Annotated in this window: 25 protein-coding genes and 5 pseudogenes; 19 read left to right on the forward strand and 11 right to left on the reverse strand. The window is 69.0% G+C overall.

Annotation, left to right across the window (positions count from 1 at the left end; all coding sequences use genetic code 11):
• Window positions 1-38: 38 nt before the first annotated feature.
• Window positions 39-509, reverse strand: coding sequence for an RICIN domain-containing protein (locus tag IO24_RS0117995; protein WP_031136916.1), 471 nt, complete (start codon window positions 507-509; stop codon window positions 39-41).
• A 309-nt stretch (window positions 510-818) separates the two neighbouring features.
• Between IO24_RS0117995 and IO24_RS47620 the strand changes: the two are divergent.
• Window positions 819-988: pseudogene (locus tag IO24_RS47620) on the forward strand (helix-turn-helix domain-containing protein); the annotation flags it as partial.
• On the forward strand, window positions 983-1,384 hold the full coding sequence (locus tag IO24_RS0118000; RefSeq protein ID WP_420823219.1) for an MFS transporter: 402 nt from the start codon (window positions 983-985) through the stop codon (window positions 1,382-1,384). The pseudogene IO24_RS47620 and the gene IO24_RS0118000, both read left to right, overlap by 6 nt.
• Here the strand turns inward: IO24_RS0118000 and IO24_RS47380 are convergent.
• On the reverse strand, window positions 1,344-2,126 hold the full coding sequence (locus tag IO24_RS47380; RefSeq protein ID WP_031136920.1) for a Rid family hydrolase: 783 nt from the start codon (window positions 2,124-2,126) through the stop codon (window positions 1,344-1,346). The two genes, IO24_RS0118000 and IO24_RS47380, sit on opposite strands and share 41 nt — an antisense overlap.
• Window positions 2,127-2,198: 72 nt before the next feature.
• Between IO24_RS47380 and IO24_RS0118010 the strand changes: the two genes are divergently transcribed.
• Window positions 2,199-3,107, forward strand: coding sequence for a LysR family transcriptional regulator (locus IO24_RS0118010; protein WP_031136921.1), 909 nt, complete (start codon window positions 2,199-2,201; stop codon window positions 3,105-3,107).
• 600 nt (window positions 3,108-3,707) lie between these two features.
• On the opposite strand, the gene IO24_RS0118015 is transcribed toward IO24_RS0118010, so the two are convergent.
• Complete coding sequence (locus IO24_RS0118015) at window positions 3,708-4,826, reverse strand: fatty acid desaturase family protein (protein WP_031136923.1); 1,119 nt, start codon at window positions 4,824-4,826, stop codon at window positions 3,708-3,710.
• 7 nt (window positions 4,827-4,833) lie between these two features.
• Window positions 4,834-5,889, reverse strand: coding sequence for a ferredoxin reductase (locus IO24_RS0118020; protein WP_031136925.1), 1,056 nt, complete (start codon window positions 5,887-5,889; stop codon window positions 4,834-4,836).
• 87 nt (window positions 5,890-5,976) lie between these two features.
• Here IO24_RS0118020 and IO24_RS0118025 point away from each other — a divergent pair, with 87 nt between their 5' ends.
• The 9 genes and pseudogenes from IO24_RS0118025 to IO24_RS46505 all read left to right on the forward strand — a co-directional run.
• Window positions 5,977-7,116 carry a PucR family transcriptional regulator gene (locus IO24_RS0118025; RefSeq protein WP_031136926.1) on the forward strand — a complete coding sequence of 380 codons (1,140 nt, stop codon included), beginning with the start codon at window positions 5,977-5,979 and terminating at the stop codon, window positions 7,114-7,116.
• A gap of 745 nt (window positions 7,117-7,861) precedes the next feature.
• On the forward strand, window positions 7,862-8,401 hold the full coding sequence (locus IO24_RS0118035) for an RNA polymerase sigma factor (RefSeq protein ID WP_031136927.1): 540 nt from the start codon (window positions 7,862-7,864) through the stop codon (window positions 8,399-8,401).
• A complete protein-coding gene (locus tag IO24_RS0118040; RefSeq protein ID WP_031136929.1) occupies window positions 8,398-9,198 on the forward strand; it encodes a hypothetical protein in 801 nt (266 codons plus the stop codon). Before IO24_RS0118035 ends, IO24_RS0118040 begins: the two co-directional genes overlap by 4 nt.
• Before the next feature lie 31 nt (window positions 9,199-9,229).
• Complete coding sequence (locus IO24_RS0118045) at window positions 9,230-10,024, forward strand: ABC transporter ATP-binding protein (protein WP_031136931.1); 795 nt, start codon at window positions 9,230-9,232, stop codon at window positions 10,022-10,024.
• Window positions 10,021-11,274, forward strand: coding sequence for an ABC transporter permease (locus IO24_RS0118050; RefSeq protein ID WP_031136932.1), 1,254 nt, complete (start codon window positions 10,021-10,023; stop codon window positions 11,272-11,274). Before IO24_RS0118045 ends, IO24_RS0118050 begins: the two co-directional genes overlap by 4 nt.
• Window positions 11,271-11,861: a hypothetical protein gene (locus IO24_RS0118055; protein WP_031136934.1), complete on the forward strand. Its 591-nt coding sequence runs from the start codon at window positions 11,271-11,273 to the stop codon at window positions 11,859-11,861. Before IO24_RS0118050 ends, IO24_RS0118055 begins: the two co-directional genes overlap by 4 nt.
• 64 nt (window positions 11,862-11,925) lie before the next feature.
• Window positions 11,926-12,342 carry a hypothetical protein gene (locus IO24_RS0118060; protein WP_031136935.1) on the forward strand — a complete coding sequence of 139 codons (417 nt, stop codon included), beginning with the start codon at window positions 11,926-11,928 and terminating at the stop codon, window positions 12,340-12,342.
• A 154-nt stretch (window positions 12,343-12,496) separates the two neighbouring features.
• Window positions 12,497-12,658: pseudogene (locus IO24_RS45205) on the forward strand (hypothetical protein); the annotation flags it as partial.
• Window positions 12,659-12,798: 140 nt separating this feature from the next.
• A pseudogene (locus IO24_RS46505) lies at window positions 12,799-13,047 on the forward strand (nucleoside triphosphate pyrophosphohydrolase family protein); the annotation flags it as partial.
• Between the two features lie 287 nt (window positions 13,048-13,334).
• Here the strand turns inward: IO24_RS46505 and IO24_RS0118065 are convergent.
• The 3 genes from IO24_RS0118065 to IO24_RS40765 all read right to left on the reverse strand — a co-directional run bounded on the left by IO24_RS0118065 (window position 13,335) and on the right by IO24_RS40765 (window position 16,844).
• Complete coding sequence (locus IO24_RS0118065) at window positions 13,335-14,012, reverse strand: hypothetical protein (protein ID WP_234335253.1); 678 nt, start codon at window positions 14,010-14,012, stop codon at window positions 13,335-13,337.
• Window positions 14,013-15,219: 1,207 nt separating this feature from the next.
• A complete protein-coding gene (locus IO24_RS0118070; RefSeq protein WP_031136938.1) occupies window positions 15,220-16,128 on the reverse strand; it encodes a helix-turn-helix domain-containing protein in 909 nt (302 codons plus the stop codon).
• Window positions 16,129-16,571: 443 nt separating this feature from the next.
• Window positions 16,572-16,844 (reverse strand): hypothetical protein, encoded by a 273-nt coding sequence (locus IO24_RS40765; RefSeq protein ID WP_031136940.1) that lies wholly within the window; start codon window positions 16,842-16,844, stop codon window positions 16,572-16,574.
• Between the two features lie 92 nt (window positions 16,845-16,936).
• On the opposite strand from IO24_RS40765, the gene IO24_RS0118080 reads away from it, so the two are divergent.
• Window positions 16,937-17,461 (forward strand): hypothetical protein, encoded by a 525-nt coding sequence (locus IO24_RS0118080; RefSeq protein ID WP_031136942.1) that lies wholly within the window; start codon window positions 16,937-16,939, stop codon window positions 17,459-17,461.
• 23 nt (window positions 17,462-17,484) lie between these two features.
• On the opposite strand, the pseudogene IO24_RS43105 reads toward IO24_RS0118080, so the two are convergent.
• A pseudogene (locus IO24_RS43105) lies at window positions 17,485-17,756 on the reverse strand (ADP-ribosylglycohydrolase family protein); the annotation flags it as partial.
• A gap of 711 nt (window positions 17,757-18,467) precedes the next feature.
• Window positions 18,468-19,127, reverse strand: coding sequence for an MSMEG_1061 family FMN-dependent PPOX-type flavoprotein (locus IO24_RS0118090; RefSeq protein WP_031136945.1), 660 nt, complete (start codon window positions 19,125-19,127; stop codon window positions 18,468-18,470).
• A gap of 632 nt (window positions 19,128-19,759) precedes the next feature.
• Here IO24_RS0118090 and IO24_RS0118100 point away from each other — a divergent pair.
• Window positions 19,760-19,963 carry a hypothetical protein gene (locus tag IO24_RS0118100; protein ID WP_167551618.1) on the forward strand — a complete coding sequence of 68 codons (204 nt, stop codon included), beginning with the start codon at window positions 19,760-19,762 and terminating at the stop codon, window positions 19,961-19,963.
• Between the two features lie 116 nt (window positions 19,964-20,079).
• On the opposite strand, the gene IO24_RS0118105 is transcribed toward IO24_RS0118100, so the two are convergent.
• On the reverse strand, window positions 20,080-20,487 hold the full coding sequence (locus tag IO24_RS0118105) for a YhjD/YihY/BrkB family envelope integrity protein (RefSeq protein ID WP_078965990.1): 408 nt from the start codon (window positions 20,485-20,487) through the stop codon (window positions 20,080-20,082).
• Between the two features lie 813 nt (window positions 20,488-21,300).
• Here IO24_RS0118105 and IO24_RS40775 point away from each other — a divergent pair.
• Window positions 21,301-21,944: pseudogene (locus IO24_RS40775) on the forward strand (HNH endonuclease family protein).
• A gap of 145 nt (window positions 21,945-22,089) precedes the next feature.
• On the opposite strand, the gene IO24_RS45210 reads toward IO24_RS40775, so the two are convergent.
• Window positions 22,090-22,593, reverse strand: a complete 504-nt coding sequence (locus tag IO24_RS45210; protein WP_078899591.1) for a hypothetical protein — start codon at window positions 22,591-22,593, stop codon at window positions 22,090-22,092.
• Window positions 22,594-23,039: 446 nt separating this feature from the next.
• Here IO24_RS45210 and IO24_RS0118125 point away from each other — a divergent pair, with 446 nt between their 5' ends.
• The 4 genes from IO24_RS0118125 (at window position 23,040) to IO24_RS45215 (ending at window position 26,231) form a co-directional block, all read left to right on the forward strand.
• The gene (locus IO24_RS0118125) at window positions 23,040-23,705 is read left to right on the forward strand and encodes a helix-turn-helix transcriptional regulator (protein WP_045297377.1); all 666 of its coding nucleotides are present in this window, start codon (window positions 23,040-23,042) and stop codon (window positions 23,703-23,705) included.
• Window positions 23,638-24,714, forward strand: a complete 1,077-nt coding sequence (locus IO24_RS40780; RefSeq protein ID WP_234335421.1) for an ornithine cyclodeaminase family protein — start codon at window positions 23,638-23,640, stop codon at window positions 24,712-24,714. The genes IO24_RS0118125 and IO24_RS40780 overlap by 68 nt, the downstream gene beginning before the upstream one ends.
• The gene (locus IO24_RS0118135; RefSeq protein WP_031136953.1) at window positions 24,711-25,889 is read left to right on the forward strand and encodes a DSD1 family PLP-dependent enzyme; all 1,179 of its coding nucleotides are present in this window, start codon (window positions 24,711-24,713) and stop codon (window positions 25,887-25,889) included. Before IO24_RS40780 ends, IO24_RS0118135 begins: the two co-directional genes overlap by 4 nt.
• 165 nt (window positions 25,890-26,054) lie before the next feature.
• On the forward strand, window positions 26,055-26,231 hold the full coding sequence (locus tag IO24_RS45215) for a hypothetical protein (RefSeq protein ID WP_157851269.1): 177 nt from the start codon (window positions 26,055-26,057) through the stop codon (window positions 26,229-26,231).
• Window positions 26,232-26,353: the final 122 nt, after the last annotated feature.

The following is a 26,353-nucleotide window of genomic DNA, read 5'->3' on the forward strand; positions in this document are numbered from 1 at the left end:
GAGCGGCTCCAGCGTGGCGGCGAGGGTCTTCCGACCTCTTAGCCTTCCCACCAGTGCCAGCGCTGGGAGGGGCCGCCGGTGCACGTCGAGGTGGAAACAGGGTGTTTCTTTCCGTCATACGGCATTCGCGCGAGACACTTACGGCTCACGGCATTCATGATCGTCGATCCGGCGCCCGGGTCGGAGGAGACGAACCACATGGCGGCGTCATCGTCCGCGTTGCAGGGCTTCATCGTCAGCACGCCGTTGCGCAGCGTGAGGCACAGGCGGGTTGCCTTCTGCCGCAGTGCGGTGACCTCGTAGTCGTCGTCCCAATACCACCACTGGTAGGCAGTCTTGTTGCACCCGAAGGCGTACGGACCATAGTCGGCCCTGTAGTCCAGGCACAGCCTGTCCGGCATTGCACTTTCGAAGAAGGTGCTTCTCGGTATCGCGCCCGCCGGGGTGGTGTTCAGGCTCACCGCGAGCCCGACCGCTGCGCCCACTACGGCCAACCTCTTCAGAAGCATGTAGCCCCCTGCACTTGGCGTGTTGCACCCGTATGTCATTCAAACTAGACCCTGGCGAGCGAGGATTGTCTACACCTGGGCAGGTAGCTCCCCATGCCCCGATGGATTCCCCACCGGTTCCCCCAACCTGGAAACGGCGTTCGCGCTCCCCGGCCGGGCATGGGGCAGCAGTGTGAGAGGTGGATCGAGCACGGAGCTTTTCGGCGCGGGCCCTGACCGGGTGACGAGGCCGCAGGGCGCAACACACAGGGCTCCCGGGGCCGTGGAGGAAGGTGTTCGAAGTCTCAACCCACTGGCACAGGAGCCTTGTTGGTTCCCCGTCCTGCCGCACTCGACCTCCCCCCGTGCGCTGGTCGAGTGGGTCACCAAACTCATCGTCACCCGCGAGGGTGATCCGCCGCTGCAAGCTACCGCCGCACCAGCGTGCGCTGGTCGCCCTGGTGTACCTGCGCAGGCACGAAACCAACGCGCAGATCGCGGCGGTCGCCAGGAATCACAATCCGGCGCTTACACTGACCGCCTTCCTGTTCGGCACCGCAGCGGGCCAGCTGGTGCTCGGTCCGCTCTCCGACCGCTACGGACGGCGCATGCCGATCCTGACCAGCGCCGCGGTATGCACCCTGGCCACGGCGCTGTGCGCGGCGGCTCCCAACCTCGGGGTGCTCATCGTGCTGCGCTTCGTGACCGGCTTCAGTGGCGTGGCCGGCCTCGTGGTTGGCTGGGCGGTCATCTTCGATGTTGCGACCGGTGCCGTCGCGGCCAGGCTCTTCGGCGTGCTGATGGCCCTCGGCGGCATCGCCCCGATCGTGGCCCCCCTGGCCGGCGGCGCCGTCGTCAGCCTGCTGTCGGGCTCTGCGGGTCCTGCGCTCGCGTGAACCCGTTGCTGCGTTCCACTTTCGCCACATGCAGTGTGTAGCGCTGGTACCACTCGGCTCGCCCGCGCTGTTGCGCCGCGCGGTGCTCGGCGTTGGTCCGCCACCGGGTGAGGGCGTCGGCGTCGCGGAAGTAGCTGACGGTGATGCCAAGCCCGCCGGGAGTCTGAGCGTGGTCCATCCCCAGGTACCCGGGGACGTTCTTCACCAGGTCTTCCAGGCGGGCGTCGGTCTCGCTGTAGCCGCTCTGGTCCTGGGTTCGCACCGTAGTGAAGACAGCCACGTAGTACGGGGGTTCATACGCTTCGACGGGCGCAACAGGCGCTTCCGAGTGATGGCTCATGGCGCCACCGTGAGGCGGGAAGCGCCGCCGCGCGGACACCTCTATTTCGATCTTCATCCGTGGGTCGGCGAGACCGCACACGAGCATCGTGGCGGCCGGCTGAACGTCGCCGAAGGAGCGTCGCAGGACCGGCCAGCAGGGTTCGAAGTCCTCGCGGTCGGGCAGTAGGTAGCGCACACGCACCACGTCGGCGAAGGTGCACTCCGCTTCGGCCAGGGCGGCCTCGATATTGCGCAGGCACTGCTCGGCCTGCTCCACCACGTCATCGGAGATCGTCATGGTGGCGTAGTCGAACCCGGTCGTCCCGGACACATGCACCCAGTCGCCGTCGACCACAGCACGGGCATAGCCGATCTGCTTCTCAAAGGTCGAGCCGCTGAGGATGGCGCGTCGCTCGGTCATGCGCCGAACGCTAAATGACCAACACTGATACGTCTAATACGGTCGCATGCACGGTCTGATATCTCTAAGCGTATGGAGCGCCCCGAACTCCCCCTACCGCAGCTGCACGCTTTCGTCGTGCTCGCCGAGGAACTCCACTTCGGCCACGCGGCCGCCCGCCTGGGCATCGCCCAGCCACCGCTGAGCCAGCAGATCCGCCGCCTGGAGGACAAGGTTGGCCACGCGTTGTTCACCCGCGCCCCAGGGCGGGTCACCCTCACCCCAGCCGGCAGCGAACTGCTGCCCGCCGCCCGGCGGGCACTCACCGACCTCTCGGACGGCCTGGCCGCAGCCCGGGCCGTCGGCAGTGGCCGGGCGGGCCGCCTACGGATCGGCTTCGCCGCCTCCCTCGCCCTGACGATCCTGCCCGGCCTGCTGCGCACCTTCCGTCACCAGTTTCCTGGAGTGCACCTGGACATCCACGAGATGACGACCGCTCCGCAGATCGCTGCCCTGCATCACCAGACCATCGACATCGGTCTACTACGCGAACCCCCCACCGATGAGACAGGGCTCGGCTTCAGGACGGTACTCAGCGAGCCTTTCGTGGCCGTACTGCCGTCCACCCACCACCTGGCAGCCCAACGGGTCGTACAGCTTGCACAGTTGGCGGACTCGCCCTTCGTGCTGCTTCCCCGCATGGTCGGCCCGCCACTGCACGACCAGATCATCGGCCTGTGCACCGCAGCAGGGTTCACACCGCAGGTGGTCCAGCACGCGGTGGAGTGGCAAACCGTGTGCGCCCTTGTTGAAACCGGCCTGGGCGTCTCCCTGGCCCCGGCGAGCATCCGGCGCATCCGCCTCAAAGGCGTCGCCTTCCGCAGGATCGAACCCGACACCGCCCGTACACGAGTGGCCGTCGCCTGGCGCGAGAACAATCATGATCCCCTGCTCACACACCTGCTGGCGACCATCAGCCAAGATCCGCCGGACAGGTCCTAGTGCTGTGACCACGTAGGTTCGCCGAGCTGGTTGGTTGTGGCGGTTGGATGTGTGGTGCTGTTCGGTCCGACCGCTGGAGTCGCGCTCTGGAGGGGGAGCAAGGCAGTTGCCCAATCGTTTGGTGCTGTCCTCGTTCCGGCTCAAGCAACCTTCGCGAACACCAAGCGGTCTTGCGGTCTTGCCTGATGCCGGGGCCGGGGCAGTGCCCTTGCCGACGGGTCGGCATATGGGCAGACGCACCAGGACGGTATCGAGGGTGCGCTGCGTTCCCCAGCCTGCCGAGAACGTCCAGCCCGTCCACGGATGCGCGCCGAGCGGCGGGGCCAGCCGGTCGGCCACAGCGCGGCCGGCGGCAAACCGAGTGCGCGTACGTATCCGACCACCGGCCCGACCATGGCGGGTCAGCGCACTACAACACCTCGGCGGGGGCTGTGTGCTGAGTTCCTGGCGCACGTCCAGGTAGCAACGCAGCCGGACACTCGCTGCCCCGGATCCCGTGTCGTACGGTCTGACGTCGCGGTCGCCCACCGTCCGCAGCGGATCTCACCGAAACCGGCGGTGCCGCCGGTACGGCCGAGAGATCTGAACCAATACCGGGAATCAGGCGGCGACGAGCTCCTGCTCGCGGTCCGGCGTCTTGACCTTGGGCTTCTTGTTCGGCAGCGAGAGCCGGAAGACCTTGTGCCACGCGGAGAACACCTGCTTGGGCAGCGGGCCGGTGACGTACTCCAGCTCGTACTTCTCGAACAGCGCGCGCACCTTCACCGCGACCTCGGCGTACCGGTTGCTCGGCAGGTCCGGGAAAAGGTGGTGCTCGATCTGGTGCGACAGGTTGCCGGTCATGAAGTGCATGGCCTTGCTGCCGCTGATGTTCGCCGAGCCCATCATCTGGCGCAGGTACCACTGGCCGCGCGTCTCGCCCTTGATCGACCGGCGCTCGAAGACCTGTACGCCCTCGGGGAAGTGCCCACACATGATCACCGAGTGGGTCCAGATGTTGCGGACCAGGTTCGCGGTGAACGTGGCGGCGAGCGTGGGGAGGAACGACGGGCCCGACAGCAGCGGGTGGATCACGTAGTCCTTGAGCACCTGCTTGCGGATCTTGCGGCCCACGGCCTTGGCCCGCGCGCGGAACTCCGGGTTCTTGCGGCGCCGCTTGTTCAGGTTCTTGCCGAGTTCCAGGTCGTACGCTGCGATGCCGTACTCGAAGAAGCAGGCGTTGAGGAAGTTCCACAGCGGCTGGCCGAGGTGGAACGGGTGCCACTTCTGGTCCTCGTCGACGCGCATGATGCCGTAGCCGAGGTCGTTGTCCTTGCCGATCACGTTGGTGTACGTGTGGTGCAGCTCGTTGTGCGAGTGCTTCCACTGGTCGGACGGCGAGACGTGATCCCACTCCCAGGTGGTGGAGTGGATCTTCGGGTCCCGCATCCAGTCCCACTGGCCGTGCAGGATGTTGTGGCCGATCTCCATGTTGTCCATGATCTTCGCCACGGACAGACCGGCGGTGCCGAGCAGCCACGCGGGCGGGAACATCGAGAACAGCAGCACGCCCCGGCTGACCAACTCGAGCTTGCGCTGCGCCGAGATGACCCTACGGATGTAGGCGGCGTCCTTCTCGCCGCGGCCGGCGATCACCTCGTCGCGGATCGCGTCCAGCTCGCGGCCCAGCTCCTCGATCTGCTCCGCGGTCAGGTGGGCGGTGGGGTCGATGGCGGTCAAGGTGCTCCTACCGTTCGATGTCGCAGGGGCCCGCCGCGGCGGACACGCAGGTCTGGATGAGGACGCCCGGCTCGGCCTCGGTGATCTCGCCGGTGCGCAGGTCGCGGACGGCGCCCGCCTTGAGCGGCGTGACGCAGCCGAAGCAGATGCCCATGCGGCACCCGGAGGGCATGAGCACGCCGGCCTCCTCGCCGATGTCCAGCAACGGCGTGGCGCCGTCCGCGTCCACGGTCTTGCCGGTGGCGCTGAACGTGACCTCGCCGCCGTCGCCGGCGACGACGATGCTGGGGCGGAAGCGTTCGGTGTGCAGGCGCTCCTGTACGCCGTGCTCGGTCCAGTGCTCTTCGACGGCGTCGAGCAGGCCCGCGGGCCCGCAGGCCCAGGTCTCGCGCTCGGCCCAGTCGGGCACGAGTTCGTCGAGACGGGCGATGTCGAGCATGCCGTCTGTGTCGGTGTGCACCTCGGTGAGCCGCAGCCTCTTGTCGGCGACCAGGTCGTGCAGTTCGTTGCGGAAGATCACGTCTTGCGGCTGTGGCGCGCAGTGGACCATGACGACGTCGTCGAACTCGGTGTCGCGCAGCATGCCCATCACGGGCGTGATGCCGCTGCCGGCCGTCAGGTAGAGGACCTTGGCGGGCTTGGCCTGCGGCAGCACGAAGTCACCGGTCGGCTGGTCGAGCCGGATCAGCGTGCCCGGTTTCGCCCTGCGGACCAGGTGGTTGCTGACCTTGCCGTCCGGGATCGCCTTCACGGTGATCGTGACGCGGCCGTCCTGGCGGCTTGTCGGCGAGGTGAGGGAGTAGGCACGCCACAGGCGCACCCCGTCGACATCGACCCCGATCCGCACGTACTGACCGGCTGTGTGGCCGCGCCAGCCCCGTCCCGGCCTGATCACGATGGTCGCGGCGTCACCCGTCTCGGGGTGCACGGCCTCGATGCGCCCACGCAGGTCAGCGCCCGCACGCAGCGGGCTGACCAGGTCGAGGTAGTCCGACGGCAGCAGCGGCGTCGTGACCATCTCCAGCAGTTTCCACGCCCTGCTGCGGAGGGCTGCACTCGTCATGACTCCAGCTTGCTGCGCCTCAGGGCGTAAAGTCCTGACCGCAAGACGTAAATCTGGTCGGCTGAATTGTTCGCAGGGAACAAAAACATGAGCCATGCAATCCAGAGGGCCAGTGAGCTGGCCCTTGACGAGACGACGGTCACGGCACTTCGGGCCGCGCTGAAGACCACCGCCGACGAGGTCGTCCAGGCGATCATCGACGAGGTCCCTTCCTACGCCAACGCCCTTTCGGGCCACATGGGCGCCACCATCCGCCGAGCCGTCCGCACCGCCCTGGGGCACTACCTGGACCTCGCGAGCGGGAACGCCACAGGCGGCGACGCCGGTGACGCAGCCTACGAGCTGGGCCGCGGCGAGGTGCGCGACGGCCGTTCGATGGACGCCCTGCTCAGCGCCTACCGCGTCGGCGCCCGCGTGGCCTGGCGATGCCTGGCAGCGGGTGCCGTACCCGCAGGTCTGCCCGCCGCCGAGGTCGCCAAGTTCGCCGAGCTGACCTTCGCCTACATCGACGAGCTCTCCGCCGCGAGCGCCGCGGGCCACGCCGACGAACTGGCCGCCCGGGGCAGGGACCACGAGCGCCACCTGGAACACCTGGCCCGCGACCTCCTCGCCGGTGCGAGCCCGGACGTGCTGCTGGCCTCTGCTCAGCGGGCCGGGTGGCAGCATCCGGTTTCGCTGACCGCGGTCCTGCTGCCCGCCGCCCAGGCCCGGCCTGCCTACCGCGCGCTCGACCCGAGCACCCTCGTCCTCGACGATCTGCCGGACGTCACCGGTGTGCTGCTCGTCCCCGACGCCGACCGATCACATCTCTTGCGGCAGCTGACCGACCGCACCGCCGTGGTCGGCCCGGCCCGGCCATGGACTCGAGCGTCCGCCTCGTACGCACGAGCCGTACGCGCCCGCTCCCTCTCCTCTGATATCCGCGACACCGAGGACCACCTGCCCGAGCTGGTGCTGAGTGCCGACATGGACGCGTTCGCAGACCTGCGTGCCCGAGCCCTCGCACCGTTGCGGACCTTGCCTGTCACGACTGCACGGCGGCTGGAGGAGACGTTGCGGGCGTGGCTGCTGCACCAGGGCAGGCGGGACGAGGTGGCGGCGGCGTTGTTCGTCCATCCCCAGACAGTCCGGTACCGGATGTCGCAGCTGCGGGAGCTGTTTCCGGATCTCGCATCGCCACACCGGGTCCTTGAACTGACGCTGGCGGTCGGTCTCCGGGTCAGCTGACGCGTACTGCCTCGTTCTCGGTGCCATCAGCCGGCTCATGCGGCGGGGAAGAGCGGTATGAGCCAGCTGAGACCGGGGGTTGCCGTGAAGACCAGACAAGGCCTCGGGAAGCCCGTCGGGGGCGCTGTCTCCGAGAAGCGCGATGACGGATACTGCTCGGGGCTCCGGTGGACGATGCGCACCGGCCCGCTCGTCGACGCGCTCATTGAGCACTGTGCATCGTGAAGTTGCTGGTCACGGGTCTGGTGTGGGCGGGGGCCGGAGTGCTCGTCCTGATCGTGGGCGGATGACTTCGGCGTAGATCATCGGTCGCCGGGAGACTTCGCGGTTCGTCAGCACCAGCAGGGCCCGCACCAGGGCGGTCGCCCCCTTCGGGGTCGGTGCGGATCTTGCTCGGACGGCGGCGAGGGCCTTGTCGGACAGTTTCTGACCGCGGGTCAATGGGCGGTTCCGGGCGGCCTTGTAACCAGTGATCACGGCGGGGTGGGCGTCGGGGGCGCTGTCGTCGAGGCCGGCGAATTCGGCGAACCCCTGCGAGGGTCGACTTGGCGCCCGGTAACGACGCCAGCTAGCGCGGGGCCCGCGTACGCGAGGCGATCCCGGGCAGCTGCTCACGGTGCGATTCGGGCCGGTCGGCGATGTGGACGACCTCGCGCTCGGCGTAAAGCGCTGTTGCTTTCGGTAGCCGCCGAAGCGTCCGAGAACCTGAATGGACGGTCGTTTCGTCTCCCTGATCGTGAAAGGGATGGCAGACCTCGACGAGGCAGAACTCGTGCGTCGCGTCGCCGGTGGTGACCGGGCAGCGTTCGACGAGTTGTATCGGCGTACTTCGCCCTGGTTGGCGGTGCGGCTCCGCCGCCGCTGCGCCGACGACGACGTCGTCGCCGACGTGCTCCAGGAGACCTACCTGGCGGTCTGGCGTGCGGCCGGCAGCTATGCGGGCTCCGTGACCGAGGGCAGTGCGGTCGGCTGGCTCTGGGCGATCGCCGCGAACCGTCTCGTCGACGCGTTCCGCCGACGTGCCCGGCAGGAGCGGGTGCCGACGGTTGCCCTGCTCGATACGACCGCGCCGGCCGCCGAGGACGAGGTGATGGCGAACCGCGTCGACCAGAACTTCGAACAGGCGCTGCTGCGGCTGCCACCGGAGTTGCGGCAGGTGCTGCAGGCGATGGTGCTCGATGATCTGTCGGTCCGTCAGACGGCGGTGCTGCTCGGTATGCCGGAGGGCACGGTGAAAACCCGCGCGCGGCGGGCTCGGATGGCGTTGCGGAAGGCGCTCTCATGACTCATCCCACCACCACGATCCTGGCCCGCTACGCGGACGGCGGGCACGGACTCGACGACGCCGCGCTCTGGTCGATCGAGGTCCATCTCGACGCGTGCGCCAACTGCCGTGAGTCACTGGCCGCCAAGGCCACCCCTGCCACGACGGATCTGCTCGACCGTGTCGCCGTCTCACTCGGCCAGGCGATCGAAGCGAGCCCGTCGCCGACCTGGCAATGCACACCAGCAGCGGCCGTGCACCGACGCTGGCTCGCGTGGACGCTGCTGCCCTGGCTCGCGGTGACCGTCGCGGTGCTGGGCTGTGGCGTACTCCTGGACTCCGCCGAGCCGAGCCTGCCGTCGCTCGTGCTGCTGCTGGCCCCGGTGGCTCCGCTGCCCGGCGTCGCGGTGGCATGGAGCCGGCGGAACGACCCCGCCTGGGAACTGATCGCCACCACACCGGCAGCCGGCCTGGCCATGGTGCTGCGGCGGACGCTCGCGGTGCTCGTCGTCGTGCTTCCGGCATTGCTGGTGGCGGGTGTGAGCACCGGAACCTCGCTGGCCCTCACCCTGCTGCCGTGCCTGGCGTTCACGGGGGCCACCCTCGTGCTCGGCGCCCTCATCGGCGTACGGCGCGCGGCGATCGGACTCGCGGTGGTCTGGTCCGCGGCAGTCCTGCTGCCGAGTGTGGCGGCCCAGTCCCTGTCCCCGGTACTGCAGCCGGGCAGCACCGCCGACTGGGTGGTGGCCACCGTGGCCCTTGCCGCTATCACACCGCTCGCCGCCACGCACTTCCACCGCCTGACCAGTGGCAACTGACCCCCATCAACAGGATCAACAGGAGAGACCCATGCGAGCGGTGCATGCTGCCGAAACGGCTCCCACCCTTCATCCCTGGCTCGTCCACGCAAAAGAACTGCGTGTCCGGGCCGGCCGGCACCCGGCCGTCGACGGACTCGACTTGACGCTGACTGCCGGCGTGCAGGGTGTGCTCGGCCCGAACGGCGCCGGCAAGACCACGCTGATGCGCGCGCTGTCCACCGTCGTCAAGCCCGCCAGCGGCTCATTGACGCTGCTCGGCGCGCAGGTGGACGGCCGTGCCGACCTGCGCGAGGTGCGTCGCAAACTGGGGTATCTGCCGCAGCAGTTCGGCTTCTACCCGCGGTTCACCGTCCGCGAGTTCGTCGCGTACATGGCCTGGCTCAAGGAAATGCCCAAAACCGCGATACCCGACGCCGTACAACGCGCGATCGATCGGGTGGGTCTCACCACCAAGGCCGACGCCAAGATGAAGACGCTGTCCGGCGGCATGCTGCGCCGGGCCGGCATCGCCCAGGCCATCGTGAACGACCCCGAACTGCTGCTGCTCGACGAGCCCACCGTCGGACTCGACCCCGAACAACGTCTCGACTTCCGCGACCTGCTGCGTGACCTCGGCGCCGACAGCTGTGTGATGGTCTCCACCCACCTCGTCGAGGACGTCGTCGCTGCCTGCACCGACGTCATCCTCATGAACGAAGGCCGACTCCTCTTCCAGGGCACCCCCGACGACCTGATCGCCCGCGGTGGGCAGGGCGACGCGGGCGACAGCCCGGCGGAGCGCGGCTACTCCGCACTCCTGCGCCAGCACCGGAGCAACGCATGAACCGCATCCTCGGCATCGAGCTCCGGCGCTCGGCCGCCCTCGGCGCCGCGCTCCTGATCGCCGTCGCTGGCACGATCGTCCTCCACGCCACCGCGGGGCGATGGTCCACGGGGTGGATGGCGCTGGCCATGACGCAGCGCGAATACCTCGCGGTTCTCTCGCCCCTTGCGATGGCCGCCGGCGCCTGGCAGTCCTATCGCGAGCACCGGGCGAACGTCGCCGAACTGCTCGCCGCCGTGCCCCGCCCGAGACCGCAGCGCATGGTGCCGATCCTGGCCACGACGGCCCTGGCGGTGCTCGTCGCCTACCTGGTCACGCTCCTCGCGGCGGCACCACGGATCGCCGACACGGCGCGCTACCTGCCGCCGGCCGCGTTTGTCGTCGTGGCCGTCGGGCTGGTCGCGATGATCGCCTCGGTCTGGCTCGGGTTGGCCGTCGGACGCCTGGTGCCGGCGCTCGCCACCGCACCCGCGCTGGCCGTGATCGGCTTCGCGCTACTGATCCTCGGGCCCCACGCCCTTCCGGACGGCGGATTCACGGCGGCGTTCTCCCCGGCCATGGGGATGAGCATGTTCAGCGGCTACGACACGGTCGACGGCGGAGTCAGCGCCGCCCAGGCACTCTGGATGGCCGCGGTTGCGGTGGCCGGCGTCGTGCTCTTCGCCGTCCAGAACCGTAAGTTCGCGTTCGCCGCGCTGCTGCCGCTGGCCATCGGGGCCACGGCCACGGCCCTGGTGGTGCCGACCGGCGATGCCTACGACCAAGGGACGCTCGATCCGGTCGCCCAGGAACTGGTGTGCACCGACGACACCCCGCGGGTCTGCGTCAGCCGGGCGCACGAAGGGTTGCTGCCCGAGGTAACCCCCAAGGCCCGGCACGCATGGGAACTCCTGACGAAAACATCAATCGTCGAGGCACATGAGGACACCTCCACGTTCTCTCCTGCTACGTCACCGAGGCCGCGGGCCGACACCGCGCTGATGAGTATCACGGTCGACAAGCACGGTCACCTCGCCCACCCGGGACGGCTCGAACCGACGATGCTCACCGGAGTGGCCTACTGGCTGCTCGACCGGGAGCCGACCGCCGGTCCCGATGGCCTCGAATTCCATGACCCGGACGCCGTCAAGCTCTGGAAGGAACTGCAGGCACTGCCGCGAGCCGAGGCCGAAGCCCGGGTTATCGCCGTCTATCAGGCCGCCCAGAAGTGCCAGGACACCACCGACCTCCTGAGCCGAGGCGCCCGATGACAGGACTGACGCTCTACGTCCGCTCGCGCCAGGTGCCGGCGGCGCTCGGCGCGGCCGTCGCGGGCACTGCCATCGCGTGGCTGCTGGCGACGGCCTTCAGCGTTGAGGGCGAGGTGAGCAGCACCGTACTCGCCCTGACGGTCCTGCTCCTGGTAGCCGTCGCCACCACCACGCTCGGAGGCCCCGACGACACCCTGGACCGCACGGCGGCGAGGCCGTGGGGGTGGCTGCGGATGTCCCACCTGGCCACGGCCCTGGGATGCGTACTCATGCTGCTGCTGGCCACACTGCTCACCGGCACGCGGTTCGGGCCGTTCGGATGCGTCGTCCGCGACGCGGCCGGCCTGCTGGGCCTGACCGCCCTGGGGGCGGCCACGGTCGGCACCGCTCGCTCGTGGTTCCTGCCTCTCGGGTGGACGCTCGGCGCGGCGGCGTTCCCGGGCATGGGCACCGCGGGGGAGGCGCTGACCTGGCAGACACAGGCCTCCGACAGCCGTCCCGCGGCCGTGGTCGCAGCGGTACTCACCGCCGCCGGAACCGCCGCCTACGTCAGCCGAGGCCCACGTACTACAGCCGGAGATCTGTGACGGAGCTCGTGTGGTGTCGTTGACCGGGCATGATGCTGGGTGTGACGGCTGAGCAGATACCCGAGTGGGATGCCGAACTGTCCGCGTTGACCGGTCCGTTGGGGTTCTTCAACTGCCCGACGTCGGCGCCGACACCCCCGAACACCTCACCGCCCGCGACACCCTCGTCGGCGCCTGGGCCGCCTTCGCCGCCACCGGCTCCCCGGGCTGGCCGCCGTATGCCCCGGAAGGCGCCAGCAACTCCCGGGCCATCGGCGGCTCCCCGCCCGAAGCCGACCGGATGATCACCGAACCCCCAGCCGACGACGTCACCGGGCTCGAACGCCGCTGGAGCGCCGCTGGGCCGCCTCTCCAGCGGCAGGAAGCCGTCGAGGAGTGGGAGACCGAGACCATGCGCGCACGGTTGATCCCGCCCCGCGCAGCCCAGGGCGCCTACTGCCCGTCGGCCCCACTCGGCCTCACACCGCGCGGGCAAGGCTGAGCACAAGCAGAGGGTCCGTGCCGGCTGTGTCCGGCACGGACCCTCGCGTGGCAAGCCTCCCATGCGGCTCTGTGCCACTGCCCAGTCGAGTCCGAGTGCCGACGGCGAGGAACGGGGCCTCGATGGCAAACGGCCCCAATGCCTGTATTGCGACATGCCAGCCGGGCAGTGCCGGCCTGGCGCGGGTCGGTCGCAGCGGATCGAAGACGATCTCGATCCGCGAGGGGCCGCCACGGTAGTGCTGACCGGGGGAGCGCAGCCGTGGACGGATGATCCGATCCTGTCGCGGTACCGGTTCACCAACTGTTACTGGGCTGCGGACCGGGTCAGTCAGGCACTGATCGGTGACGTCGTCTACGGCGGTGAGCAGGCCCACCCCCCAGGACGACGTACCGTCATCGTCCTCACCCGTGAAGACGGCACCTCCGCCGGCGCCCCCTCACCAGCGCATCCCACATCGAGGACGACTACCGCTTTCACGACGCTTTCCACCTCGCCCACGCCGCCGTCCTCGGCTGGTCCCCCGTCACCCGTTTCCTGCTCGGCCGCAAACGCAAGAACGGCCCCCGCACGGACGAAGCGGAAGATGGCGGCCGCGCCATCGCCATCGAGGAAGGCATCTCCGCCCTCGTCTTCTCCTACGCCGCACGCCACCGCTACTTCGGCGATATCAAGCACATCGACAACGAACTGCTCACCACCATCGGCCACATGACCGCCCACCTCGAGGTCAGCGTCTGCCGTGCCGCGGACTGGGAACACGCCACCTCACCGGCCACACCGTCCGGCGCCAGCTCCGCAGCAGAACGGCGGCACCGTCCAACTGGACCTCGACCGGCGCACCCTCACTGTTGCCCCCGCGTGATGCCGTCCGTCGAGGTGCCGAGGCAGTCGCCGGGACTGCCGGCGGGCAGTCCTTTCATTCTGAAACGGTCAGTTGGGCCGCACGCCACGCGGCGCGTCAGCTGCGAGCGGGGCGCGCCGAAGCCGGATCAGGCGCGCAGGGTGACACCGAAACGGGTCCTCATCCGCCGCAGTTCCCACAGCGAAACGGCCGTTACCGACAGCGGCCCCCCCAGCATGGAGCAATACTGGACGACGGGCGGGCCCCCCGGCATGCCGTCGCCGATCAGGTTGAAGACCGCGAACACCCACACCAGCGCCAGGGTAAGGACGGGCGGCAGCATTGGGTGGACCTGGGCGCTGTTGAAGGCACTGCGGGCCGAGTACAGCGACGCCATGAAGAAGAAGGGGAGACCCCACACAATGACGATGAGCGCGGCGACGGCCAGTACGTATTCCCACCAGCTCTTCCCGTCGCGGTCGTCGATCTGGCCCGCAAGAACGAGGACTCCCCCGATGACGACCAACGTCAGCACGTACCAGCCGACCGCCTTGAGCGGAGCGCGCAGCCGGGAGCGCAGATGGGGTCGCAGGTGCGGGGGCGCGTAGTAGATGAATCCGAGGATGACCAAAGGCCCGGCGATGAGCAGCACGAACGGAGCGACGATGAGGTTGGCGACGCCGCCCCAGGCCGCGTCCTCCCAGCGGTTCCGGTCCACGTTGTAGGCGAGGACCAGGGCGATGGTGGCGGCAGCACCGAGCACCGTGCGGGCCAGCTGGACGCGGTCCACGACGCGGTCCACGATCCGGCCTTCACCCTCCTGCACGAAGAGCCTGGCGGCGACGCGGTGCGCGGAGCGCAGGATCGCGGAGACCAGCCCGAAGAGTGAGACGTACGACAGGCAGCCGCGGGAACGCCGGACGGGAGGCCTCGTGGGCTGGGGACCGTAGGGGTACGCAGGCTGGTTCGGGTACGGGCCCGGATTCGGTGGTGGTGGACCATACGGGCCGCCCTGCGGTGGTCCATGGGGAGCGCCCCAGCCGCCCACGCCTCCCGGTCCGTTGCCGCCAGCTTGACCGGGGTCGTTGCCCGGCCCCCATCCCCCCGTAGCCATGCCGCTCCCCCTTCATCCCGGCCACTTGCTGTGGGCGTCCTGTGATGCCACGGCGCAGTGTAGTGACACAACCCGCGACAGAGGCCGCGCTCGTTGCCGATCGCACCACCTAGGCGCACCGCCCGCCGCCGGCGTCGACGCGTGTGCACCCGTGGGGCCGCGCCCCACGCCGCGTGCGGAACGGCCGCGCCCGGCCTGGACCCGGTTCAGGGGGGGGTAAGGCTCACGGGCTACTTACGTGGGGTGGATGCGTGACGATCTCTGGAACGTCGGCGGCAGCAAGGTGTGGTGCGGTTTCTCGTAGCGGCGCGGCCGGGGCCCCTGTCTCACGCAGAGACGGGGGCACTCGTACGTCTCAGCTGAGCTGGTACGAGCCGGCGCGGTCGTACCAGTTGACGGATGGGCAGTCTCCGGTCCCTGAATCGCCCAGGTGAGTGCACTGGTCGATCCATTCCGAGGAGGCGCCGGTGTAGTCGCGCCGTCGAAGAGCCGGATGTCGCAGGACCGTGCCGTGTAGGTGCTCCCCGAGCGGCAGTGCGGTGTGTCCTCATCAGTGGGCGCGGAGTGTGGCGCGCCGATCGTGAGATGCCGTGTTCGGCTGGTGGCACGGCTCTTACCCGTACCTCAAGATTCCCGTGGGTTCAGGGAAATTGGAGGTCCTTCAGCGCGTACCCACGGGTCCACCGGTGTGCGTCAGGCCAATGCATCCGTGGGTTCGGGTGAAACACGAGGATGCTGAGCGATCCGAAGGGTCTCGGCGGTGACGTCGGCCTGGGTGTCCTCGGTCATCACGACCCCCTGCCGAACTGCCAGTTGTGCACCCAGGGCCGGCGCGTGCCGTGTCCGGGTCCGGCCTTCGGACCTACGCCGCAGTCCCCAGCCGGGGGGGGGGGGGGGGGGGGGGGGGGGGAGCACCAGGTCAGGTCTGATCCGCGGCGCGCAGGGCCCGCGCCAGCCATTCCAGCTCCTCGGTCGCGTCGGGCGACGAATCCTGCCCGCGCACACGGGCGACGAGCCTGCGGTAGTGCTCCGCTCCTGCCTCGATCCCGGCTTCCAGGCTGCGCAGCACGGCGGCCCGATCGGCGTCACCGAACAACTCGGACAGCACCTCGGCCGCTGCCGGCCCCTCGGGAGCGACCCCGCCTTTTCTGACCTCCGCGACGGTCTGCACGATCTGCCTGGCCCACCAGATGGACGCCCCGGGGGGACGGCCCTGCCCCGGTACGGGCGTGTTGAGCTCCATCCATGTGCGCAACCGGGAGCGGAAACCGGGGTCCCGCACCAATTCGGCCAGTTCGATCCAGGCGTCGACCTGCTCAGGTGTGGGATCGTCGGGCAATTCGATGCTGAAGGTGCGCATGCGGTCGCGCAGGCGCGGGTCGTCGAGGCCGCCGAACACCTCCTCCTTGAACTCGTCGACGATCTGTTTGCGCTCGGCGGCGGAAAGCCGCGCCAACCGGTTCATCAGTGCTGTCTCCTCAACGGTCGAACTCCGTTTCGCCACGGTGGACAGGACGGCCCGGCTCACCTTGAGTGAGCGGATCTGCGCGTCGAGCGCGGCCACATGCGCGTCGGCGACCTCGGCGACCGTGGTGCGGCCGCTCAGGACGCGGCACACGTCGTCGAGCCCGAGGCCCAGCTCCCGCAAGGTGCGGACCAGCTCGACGCGGGCCACGGACTCGGCGTCGTACAACCGGTAGCCGCCCGCGGAGCGGGCCACAGGCGGCACCGCCCCCTCGTCCGACCAGAAGCGCAGGGTACGCACCGGAACTCCAGTGCGGTGCGCGAGCCGGCCAATGGTGAGCACGTCGGGGCGTTCGTCGTCCATGAGTAAGATCCTGAACCCTCCGGCGGCTGGAGACTCAAGTGCCTCAGTGCGACATCCCGTGAGTTCTCCAGAGCTCTGCCGAGCTTTCTCACCACCGTCAGCGCCGACAGCATGCGCCTCCTCGTCTTCGACCAGACCGCAGACTGATCAAATCGGCCGAGAAAGCTTCTGGAATCCCGAAATCACGTCCCTGACCGGCCGATCACGTGCACGAGAGAGAAGCCCCAGGCCTGGGGCTCGGAGTTCCGGCAAGAACCAGGGGAACCCACGGGATGTCGCACAGCCGCTGTGGCCGGCGGCGGCGACGTCTCGATGGGGCCCCGGTCCGCGTGGCCAAACGTGTGTCCAGGAAGTGTTTCGACCGAACCGTTTCGAAGTCTAACTTGTCTAACTTGCCTGACGCCGGCGCACCCGGTCTGACCTGTGCATAGTTCCCTCTAACCCTAGATAACCGGTGGGGCCAGGTCGCCGGCGGTGCCGCGGCCGCGGGTGTGAAGGCCCAGCCGGTGGTCGCCGGAACCGTTGAACGACAAGACGAGAAGTTCTTCGTCCAGGTCGTCCATGATGCCGCGGTCCACGAGCTCTCCGGAGGCGGAGTGTGCCGAGATTTCGACGATCTCCTGCCAGTCACCGCTGTCAGGCGCGGATTGGGTTTCGTGGACGGTGACGGTGACGTCGACGTCTCCAGTGAGCGTTGCCCGGCACACCGGGACCACCAGCCTCCACCTCTGCACCTGCGCCGCAGTGCGAGCGGGTCGGGCTGTATCGGCGCCGGCATGCCGTCGGCCGACCGTGGGAAAGCTGAACTATGGCTACGGATGGTGGGGTTGCGGCGGCTGGCGTGCAGGTCTGCTCACTCAAGGTCGATACACCTCAGCTGATCTCGCCGGGCACCGCGTACAAGATGGTCCGGTTCCCCTTCGGAGCGGCCGAATCGACGGACCAATTCGCGATGCACCAGGCCGTCCAGCCGGACGGCTATGTGGTGAGTGACTGGGCGACAGACGACCGCAGCGGTCTGATCTGGCCGTCCAAAGCCGGCTGGGGCCACCTGCACGCGATGATCCAGTGGGAGGCCGCCAGCGGCACGACCAGCTACACGGAGCTGCGCGACCAGTACGTCCGTGACCCGCTGGGTCTAACGCCCCACCCCAACGACACCACGGCGACCGAGCACCGCACGCCGACGCCCGGTGGCCAGTACTACGTCAAGAACCATGGCGTCTTCGTTGCCCCGGGCACCCCGGTTGCGCTCCGTGTTACGCACAACGACGCCACCCCCCGTCTGTTGACCCTCGCCGAGTTCAAGCTTGTCATCCACGATGCTGCCTAGCACTCCAGCCGTAGATCGTGACCTGAGGCTGCCCACCGCTGGAAGCGGGCGAAGATGTCCGGCAGATCCAGTTCGCCCCGCTCCAGCAGCGACTCCCGACCAGGACAGCCATCTGCGTGTCGTCAGTGGCCTCGCTGGGGTCCCAGCCGCCGCCTCCGCACATCTCGCCACCGGCACCAGGCGCGGGAAGCCGTGCGGAGAACGCTCCCTGGGGACCGAACTCGAAGGGGCCGCCCAGGGCGTCACCCACCGCCGAGCCGACGACCGCACCAGCGGCCCGCTGAATCCGCTCCATCCGCGCAGGCTATCTGTGCCGCGTAGATCGCGCGGCCGCGCGGCCTTGTTTCCTCCTTCGGCCACCCGAACCATCGTCGGCGAAGCCTCTCGTCCACGGAGGTGCGCCGCCTGAGACACCCTGGGGCTGAGACAGGCCTCGCCGACTGGTTCGGCACCGCGTTGTGGGGGCTGGCCATGCTCCGCACGGGCCAGATCTGCCGCGACGAGGGCGCCCGCACTACCGAAGTCCACGCGGCCGAGATGGACACCGTGGTCCGGGACCTGGACGTGAAGCTGCTGCCGCGGCTGGCAGGGATCCGGGACGCGGCGATCCGTCGGCACCGCGAGCTCGGCGGGTCCGTCGGGGCGCTGGCCGTGCCCCGGTCGACGGCTCAGACCCGCCGGGAGGGGTGCCGCCGTGTTCGTTGCCCTGTACGTCGGCCACACGGTCGGGGATTACTGGGTTATCGCGGCGTCGGGCGTGTCCGCCTTCCGTAGCGTCTCGTCGAGATGGGCTGCGCCGTGATCTCCGCGTCGAAGACGCGGAGATCACGTGTCTCGGCTGTGTGCCGGAGCGAGGTTCCTCCGTGCGGGTGAAGCGTCCGGAATCTCAGCCTCTACGAGTTGCCGGGCACGACGGCCCCTATTTCGGGCCGCCCCGCGATCGATCTTGAGGGGTGCTGGCCCGGTGATTCGACGGGCTGGTGTTCAGTAAGCGCAGGTCGGCCCGTTACTCGTACCGGTACTTCAGCGAATCCGCCTCCGCCTGCTCGATGTCAGCGACCGTCAGCTCCGGCATCCGCAGCTGGGCCAGTGTCACCTCGGCTGAGGTCGGCTGGGCGTCCGCCGACAGCCACTGCTCCGGCTTCCAGGCCCCGCTGCGCAGGAGCGACTTGGGGCAGTGCGGGTAGACCTCCTCGATCCCCAGCACCAGCGCACTGGCCGGAGGGTTGCCCACGGCGGTCAGCTGCGACAGCAGCTCCGGGCGAGTGGAGACGCAGGCCCGGCCGTTCACCCTGAGCGTCGTGGTGCGCCCCGGGATGACGAACAGCAGCCCGGCCCGTCCGGTGGCGATGACGTTCTGCAGGGTGTCCAGACGCTTGTTGCCGGTCGCGTCCGGTATCGCCACCGTCCGTGCGTCCAGGACGGCAACGAACCCGGCGGGGCCGCCGCGCGGGGAAACGTCACAGTTGCCCTCGGCGTCCGCGCTGGCGACCAGGACCAGCGATGAGCAGCCGATCAACCGCCGGGTCTGCTCGGTGAGTTCGGTCATCTGCTTGCGTATGGCCGTGTCCTTGGGTAGTTCGTAGACCCGGCGCAACGCGTCCTGATCGGGCACGGCGTCGAGGCGGAGCGAGTCGAAGGCACTGCGGGCAGGGGATGTCGTCATGCCACCGACCCTAAAGGGCCGACCTGCGACTGACCTCGGTCGGTGAGTGCGGGGCCATGGAGACGGTCGCGCCCAGCCGAACCCGCCGGCCAACACGCCCCGAGATCAATCGCGGGTCAGTCCGTTAAGGGCCGGGGGGCTCATAGGCTGTCCTGTGGATCTTGACTGCCTGACGGTGGCTGAGGAATGGGGCGGCCCGGGCTCCAAGCCGGCGGTCGTCCTGACTGCTCATCACCCGGCAGAGAGGAGAACCATCGTGGGGCGTACGAGGACATCGCGTAGCAGGAGCTGACCGACATGGTGGCCCACGCCGACCGGGTACGGCACCTGCACACCGTGTTCATGGGGAAGTGTCCGCTCCCGGCCGACGTGGAGCCGATGCGGGTGCCGTGACCGGCGCGGGGGTAGCACGCAGTCGGGCCGCACTGACTGGCGGCAACCGTGAGCTTCACCCTGTTCATCCAGAGCGGGGCCGTCTCGACGCCTCTCTGCCGGATCTCGGCTGCGGCTGGCAGTGGGAGGCAGTCCACCGCGTGCGGCCACCGGTCCCGCTGACCTGTCCAGAGTGCGGCCACGCAATGCACGCCAAGGTGTCGAACCCAGGACTGCAGTTCTTCGCTCACGCTCCCGGAGTGCCGACGTGCACACTGGCGGAGGAGTCCGTAGCCCATCACCTGCTCAAGCTGGAGCACCTCGGGCCCGCCTCGAAGGGCAACACCCATCCCGGCTGCGTCCACGTCATACAGGGCTGGAACACCCACCACACGCAGGTGCTGCTCCTGACCCACGACGAAGCCGCCGCGTGGGTCGCCGCCACGGCGGCCGAACTCAGTTGACCCCAAGTCCGGACACACATGCCGGGCCCCGGGGGATCACGACGTCCCCGGGGCCCGGCGTCATGGAGTCGCACAGTTCAACAGTGGCGCAGCACGGTCGTTACGCGACGGCCGGCTCATTCCCCGTGCGCAGGCTTCGTCAGCTCTGCGTTGAACTGAGCGCCGATCAGGAGGGACAGGTTGGAGAGCCACAGCCAGACCAGAAACACCACGACGCCTGCCAGTGAACCGTACAGACGGTCATAGGTGCTGACCAGGGAGGTGTAGACGGCGAATCCGAGCGAGACGGTCAGCAGAAGCGCCACCGCCAGTGTGCCGCCGGGCGCCATCCTCCGGACAGGGCGGGAGCACGCCGGCCCCGACCGGTACAGGACGAGCACCACCAGCAGCAACGGGAACAGGGCCAGAACTGCATAGTAGGTCAGCGCAGCTGCCCAGTCCGTGACGTCGTCGTTCCAGACGGCCACCGGCGTCCGGCGCACCGCCACCCACCATCGAGCCGTGTGACCGTCTGCATCATCCATGACTGCGGATGTTCTCACTCTTCGCCCTCGGGCCACCATCCAGCACTGCGGTGCGACGGAACCCGGCACGCCTGCGGGGTTACCCCACGACGTGTTTGGGAAGGCGGGACGGTCTCGCGGACCACGGCCCCATGGGCACCGTGCGCCTCACCGCCCGCCGCGATGCGCCTCCTGCAACTGCGCACGCTCACATGGTGCAGGGCGTCTCCCAGTCAGGTCGCTGAACGCGGCCAGGGTGTTCTTCTTCCGGCGCTTTGGGCGGCTGCGGCTCGGCGTTTGACGCCGCCGTGCGGTCGGCGTGGGCGGATGCGGGGCTGGGGTTTTCGTGAGGCCGACCAGATGCTGACGTGCTTCAGGAAGAGGCACAACTTCTGTGCAACGGCGACACGATGGCAAGCGTCCGAAACAGTGACCGCTCCATGCGGCACCGGATTTCGGTAAATACAGGAGGACACAGGCGCAAAGCTGTACTGGGCTTGTTCGTGGCACTGGCGGCTGTGCTCGCGGTAGCACCGCTCGTCAGCGCCGGCCAGACCGAGACCGTCGCCTGCTGCGGCCCGATCCCGAAGTAATGGGTACTCACCGCTAGCGCGATCTTGTAGCGAGGGTCCGTCAGCTTGCTGGCGGGCCCTTCCCTTCGTTCGGAACGGTGAGCGGACGGAAGCCGGCGGCACCTGATCACACGGTGCCGGGCACCGCTCAGTTGTTGGGGGACCCAGCTGGTACGACCATTCCACTCACACGGGCGGCGCATCCAGGGAGCCGCCGACAGCGCCCAAGTCTGTGCCGCTATCACCGGTACATGGTCAAGCTGTGCTGCCCGGCTTGGCGGCCGCCCTCGTGGTCCTGTCCGCTTCCGTCTCCTCACCCGCCCATGCTGCGGAGACCCTGCCCTTATCCGACGCCGTCGGCAGCTGCCTGTAGGTACTGAGTCCCGCGACGGCTACACCCGTGAGAGCTTCCGCCACTGGAACGCCGGCGACAATCCGACCGACGGCTGCCACACCCGTGCCGAGGTCCTCATCCACGAGGCCGTGGAACCGCCGGTCGTGGGGCCGAAATGCCGCTTGGAGGCGGGCGTTGGCACTCCGGCTACAACGGCGTCTCGGTGACGTCGGCCTCCCGCCTGGACATCGGCCACATGGTGCCCCTGGCCGAGGTGTGGAACAGCGGCGCGTCGGCCTGGACCGCGAAGCGCCGCGAGAGTTACGCGAACGACCAGGGCCAAGAGGCGTCGCTGGTCGCGGTGACCCCCCGCTCGAACCGCAGCAAGTCCGACCAGGACCCCGCCGAGGGGGTTGCCACCCGCTGCCGACGCCTACTGCCGCTACGCCGCGGAGTGGGTGGGCACCAAGCTCCGCTGGGACCTGGCAGCCGACAAAGCCGAGATCGCCACCCTGGGTGAGCTGGCCGATGCCTGCCCGGGGCAGACGGTGGAGTACGAACCAGCCCCGTAGATCGAGGGGTACCAGCAGCTGGTTCGGCCGGGCCGACGGGTCCTGTTCGAGGTCGCCAGTCCGGCCGAGACGCATGCGCGGACCGTACTGCCCAGCTGGCGGCACCGGCCGCCGGAACCCTTGGGTGGAGCCGTTTCGTAGGTGGTCACTCGCTGAAGAACGGCACCTGAGCGACGTCGATGTCCGTGCGGACGCGGTGTGCCCGGGCTGGGTGCCGCCACCGCCGGCCGCATCCCGGGGCCACGTCGATGCCACCTACATCACAACGCCGGGCTGCACCAGGTGCACGTCCCAGGGTGCGCTGTGTTCCCCACCCGGCGCTGAACGTCCACCCCTGCCAGGGGTGCGCTGCCGTAGGCGGGGTGAGCAGTTCGGCGAGGGCGCGGCCGGCGGCCTGGGAGTGGGTGGTGCTGCGGCCGGTGTACCGCAGGTTCCCGGCGCGGTCGTAGCGGCCCAGCGGGAGCGTGCGGGGAGCGGCCAGCGAGCCGGTGACCGCTCCCACGACGGCTTCGGTGGTGACCCGCACTGTGTACTTCCGCCACGAGCGCACCGGCCGATAGGGCTCATCGAGCCGCTTGAAGCACAAGCCCTCCAGCCCGGCCGTCGTCCACACCAGCCACGGCACCGCGACGGCCGGGTCGGTGGTCAACGGGCATAGCGTCAGCGGCCCGGCCAGGCTGAGCTCGGCGCGCAGCGCTTCCAGGGCTGCGCGCCGCCGCCGGTACGGCCAGCCGGTCAGGTCGGTGTCGCCGTGGTGGAGCAGGCCGAAGGCGGAAGCGCACGGGGTCGCGGATTCTTGGAGCGGTCTGCGGGCGAACCCATACGAGGGTCTGCGTTGGTGCCAGCCACAGTGGCGAGTTCGCGGCGATCAGGAGCAATGGACGGTCCGTGGGAGTCCGGCCTGGTCGAGGATCATCCAGGTAGCGAGGCGGGTGAACGTGGCCGTCGGCGGGTGGCTCAGTGACGACGCCCTGGTGCTCGCCCCGCGGCTGAAGGGCCGCTGGACAATCGCCGAAAGAATTTCTAGACTAATCATCTAAATTTAGAATTGAAGTCTAGTCGAAATGGGGCCTCGTGGCACGCGTGGTTGATGGTGTGGAGAGGGTTGCACGTGAGGCCATCGTCGCCTCGGCCTCGGCCGAGGCGGACGAGCACCTCATCCGTGAGGCGGAGAAGATCGCTGTTGCGCTGGGCCGCATGTTCCCGGGCCTGTGCGAGGTGGTTCTGCATGACCTGCGGGATCCGCAGCACGCGATCCGCGCGATCGAGAACAATCTTTCCGGCCGCGAGGTCGGGGACTCCGTCACAGAGCTGGGCCTGGCCCGTATCGAGGATCCCGGTTACCCCAGCGTCATCCAGAACTACCCCAACCAGTTCCCGGACGGCCGCCCGGCCAAGAGCACGTCCATTGGGATCAAGAATTCCGCCGGCGAGTACATCGCCGCCCTCTGCCTGAACCTCGACGTGTCGGTGCTGTCACCGATGACGCTCGCTTTGTCGAACCTCGTGGCCACGGATACCGAGCACCGCGAGCAGGCCCTGGAGACCTTGCGGGACCGCAACGCGCGCGAGCTGCGCCAGGCGGTGGAGGAACTGGCCGCGGAGCGCGCCGCGACCCCCCGATCGCTGAGTAGACAGGACAAGAAGGCACTCGTGCGGCAGCTGCACCAGGACGGATACTTCGACTCGCGTGATGCCGCGCAGACCATCGCGGACCTGCTTGGCGTGTCCCGGGCGACCGTCTACAACTACACCAAGTGAAGGACGTCGTCATGACCGCCGCCGGATCGTCGACCGAGCCCGCGACCGCTTCCGTGTCCGGCCGGCCACCGGCTGCGCGCCGTCTGCTGCACATCACCGAGGAGCAGACCGCCGCGTTCGTGGACGAGGACCTGGCCTTCGAAGCGGCCCGCGCCGCCTTCGCCGCGACGGTGGACGGCACGGTCTTTCCCAGCGTGGCCGTGCACGGGTCCAACCCGCGCAACCAGTTCACCCTCAAGCCGTCCGCGTCCGCGACCCACGCTGGGGTGAAGATCGGTACCTACTGGCCGGGCACACGGAGCACGGGCTGCCGCGCCACTACTCCACCCTGCTGCTGTTCGACCAGAGCATCGGCAGGATCGCGGCCGTCCTTGAGGTCGGCACCGCGAACGCTTACCGGACCGCTGCGGCCGACGCCCTCGCCGTCGACCTGCTGGCCCGTACCGGGACCACCACCCTGGCCGTCTTCGGCACCGGCCACCAGGTCGCCTACGAGGTGGCGGCCGTCAGCCGCATCCGGCCCATCGACGAGGTCCTGGTCGTGGGACGCGGCGCCGAGCGTGCCGGGCGGATGACCGCGGCACTGGCGGTGCAAGGGCATTCCGCCCGGAGCGTGGGCGCCGAGGAAGCCTGCGCCCGGGCCGATGTGATCGTCACCGCCACGACCGCCCGGGCCGACAATCCGCCGCTGTTCGAGGCCGCGTGGGTCCGCCCTGGCACGCACATCTCCTGCATGGGCGCCGACGCCCCCGGCAAGCGAGAACTCCCGCCCGAACTGTTCGCCCGCGCCCGCGTCTTCTGCGACCTGCCCGAGCAGGCCCGCCGCATGGGCGAAAGCCAGCACGCCCCGGCCCAGACGGTCCTCATCCCGCTCGGCGAGGTCCTCACCCAACGCGCCACGGGACGCACCGACGACAGCGACATCACGGTCTTCGACAGCTCCGGAATCGGCCTGCAGGACCTGTACCTGGGCATGGCCCTCCTGAAGAAAATGGACCTTTCCCTGTGAACAACCCCGCACCCGCCACCAGCCCCAGCGCCGCCCGGACGCTTGCCGATCCCGACACGCCGTTCGCCGTCGTCGACGTCCACAAGATGCGGCGCAACATCGAGCGACTGGCAGCCAGGGCCGACCGGCTCGAGGTCGCCCTGCGCCCCCACGTGAAGACGGCCAAGAGCCTCGACGTCGCCGCCCTCCTACGCCATGGCACTCCCTGTCCCGTCACGGTCTCTACCCTTGCCGAGGCCGAGGCGTTCGCCGACGGCGGCTACACCGACATCACCTACGCCGTCGGCATCGACCCCCACAAACTCCCGCGCGTCCTCAAGCTGCTGCGCCGCGGAGTCACCCTGCGCATCCTGTTGGACAGCACTGAGCAGGCGGAGTTCGTCGCACAAGCCTCCCGCCAGGCGGGTCTTCCCATCCCCGCCCAGATCGAGATCGACTGCGACGGCCACCGCGGCGGCCTCAAGCCCGACGCACCCACGCTCATCGAGATCGGCCGCAGCCTGCATGACGCAGGCTGTCTGGACGGCGTGCTGACCCACGCTGGCGAGTCGTACTTCGCCTACACCGGCGAGGAACAGCGCCTGGCAGCGACGAACGAACGCGACACTGCTGTCGCCGCGGCAGAGCGGCTGCGCGCGGCCGGCCTACCCGTGGCCACCGTCAGCGTCGGCTCCACCCCCACCGCCCACGCGGCAGAAGACCTCACCGGCGTCACCGAACTACGCGCCGGCAACTACGTCTTCTTCGACCTGGTGATGGCTGGCATCGGCGTCTGCCGCATCGAGGACATCGCTCTGTCGGTCGTCGTCACCGTCATCGGCCACCGCCCCGAACACGGATGGATCATCACCGACGGCGGCTGGATGGCCATGTCCCGCGACCGCGGCACCGCCGTCCAGGCGCAGGACCAGGGCTACGGCCTGGTCACCGACCTCGACGGCACCCTCATCCCGGACCTGGTCATGACGGCCGCAAGCCAGGAACACGGCACCCTCACCACCCGCGACGGCGCCCATCTGCCCGACCTGCCCGTCGGCACCCGCCTGCGCATCCTGCCCAACCACGCCTGCGCCACCGCCGCCCAGCATCACGGCTATCACGTCATCGACAGCACCCGAACCACGAACACCGCACCGGCGATCCAGGACATCTGGCAGCGCGTCAACGGCTGGTGACCAGGCGTGGAGCTGGTCGGTCATCGGTTCGGGCAGCCGTGCGATTCGCTCGTACAGGGCCCGTTCGTCGTGCCGGTCCCGTTTGCTCGATCCCAGGGCCGGGCGGTGGAGCTTCGGCCGTGGACTGCTTGCCCTACCAGCCGTGCATCACCGACCTGGGCGCGGATGCGGCAGGAACCGCCCTGCTCCGTCTACGGCCAGCCGTCCCGCACCAGCGGCGTGCTTCACGACCCGGACCACGGGCCCCGCTGGTTCGACCGATGCCGGGACTGCTTCCTCGCCACACCGCCGACACTGCCCGTGCCGCCGGCGTTGTTCCTGGCGCTGGACGCCAGTGAGTAGGTGGCCAGGACCTTCGGAAAATCCCTGCTCGTGGCACACACTTCGAAGTACAGCACCAGTACCTGTCCTGGATCGGCACGTGGGGCAGCATCGACAGCGCCCGGATCGTTCTGACCGAACGC

The organism is Streptomyces flavovariabilis, assembly GCF_000725785.1.
In the GTDB taxonomy this organism is placed as follows: domain Bacteria; phylum Actinomycetota; class Actinomycetes; order Streptomycetales; family Streptomycetaceae; genus Streptomyces; species Streptomyces hawaiiensis.

What these genes read in the sequence shown, in the direction of transcription:
- IO24_RS0117995 (WP_031136916.1), bottom strand. Translation starts at nt 509, where the DNA reads ATGCTTCTGAAGAGGTTGGCCGTAGTGGGCGCAGCGGTCGGGCTCGCG.
- IO24_RS47380 (WP_031136920.1), bottom strand. Translation starts at nt 2,126, where the DNA reads ATGACCGAGCGACGCGCCATCCTCAGCGGCTCGACCTTTGAGAAGCAG.
- IO24_RS0118010 (WP_031136921.1), top strand. Translation starts at nt 2,199, where the DNA reads ATGGAGCGCCCCGAACTCCCCCTACCGCAGCTGCACGCTTTCGTCGTG.
- IO24_RS0118020 (WP_031136925.1), bottom strand. Translation starts at nt 5,889, where the DNA reads ATGACGAGTGCAGCCCTCCGCAGCAGGGCGTGGAAACTGCTGGAGATG.
- IO24_RS0118025 (WP_031136926.1), top strand. Translation starts at nt 5,977, where the DNA reads ATGAGCCATGCAATCCAGAGGGCCAGTGAGCTGGCCCTTGACGAGACG.
- IO24_RS0118035 (WP_031136927.1), top strand. Translation starts at nt 7,862, where the DNA reads ATGGCAGACCTCGACGAGGCAGAACTCGTGCGTCGCGTCGCCGGTGGT.
- IO24_RS0118040 (WP_031136929.1), top strand. Translation starts at nt 8,398, where the DNA reads ATGACTCATCCCACCACCACGATCCTGGCCCGCTACGCGGACGGCGGG.
- IO24_RS0118045 (WP_031136931.1), top strand. Translation starts at nt 9,230, where the DNA reads ATGCGAGCGGTGCATGCTGCCGAAACGGCTCCCACCCTTCATCCCTGG.
- IO24_RS0118050 (WP_031136932.1), top strand. Translation starts at nt 10,021, where the DNA reads ATGAACCGCATCCTCGGCATCGAGCTCCGGCGCTCGGCCGCCCTCGGC.
- IO24_RS0118055 (WP_031136934.1), top strand. Translation starts at nt 11,271, where the DNA reads ATGACAGGACTGACGCTCTACGTCCGCTCGCGCCAGGTGCCGGCGGCG.
- IO24_RS0118070 (WP_031136938.1), bottom strand. Translation starts at nt 16,128, where the DNA reads ATGGACGACGAACGCCCCGACGTGCTCACCATTGGCCGGCTCGCGCAC.
- IO24_RS0118080 (WP_031136942.1), top strand. Translation starts at nt 16,937, where the DNA reads ATGGCTACGGATGGTGGGGTTGCGGCGGCTGGCGTGCAGGTCTGCTCA.
- IO24_RS0118090 (WP_031136945.1), bottom strand. Translation starts at nt 19,127, where the DNA reads ATGACGACATCCCCTGCCCGCAGTGCCTTCGACTCGCTCCGCCTCGAC.
- IO24_RS0118105 (WP_078965990.1), bottom strand. Translation starts at nt 20,487, where the DNA reads ATGGATGATGCAGACGGTCACACGGCTCGATGGTGGGTGGCGGTGCGC.
- IO24_RS40780 (WP_234335421.1), top strand. Translation starts at nt 23,638, where the DNA reads ATGCCGCGCAGACCATCGCGGACCTGCTTGGCGTGTCCCGGGCGACCG.
- IO24_RS45215 (WP_157851269.1), top strand. Translation starts at nt 26,055, where the DNA reads ATGCGGCAGGAACCGCCCTGCTCCGTCTACGGCCAGCCGTCCCGCACC.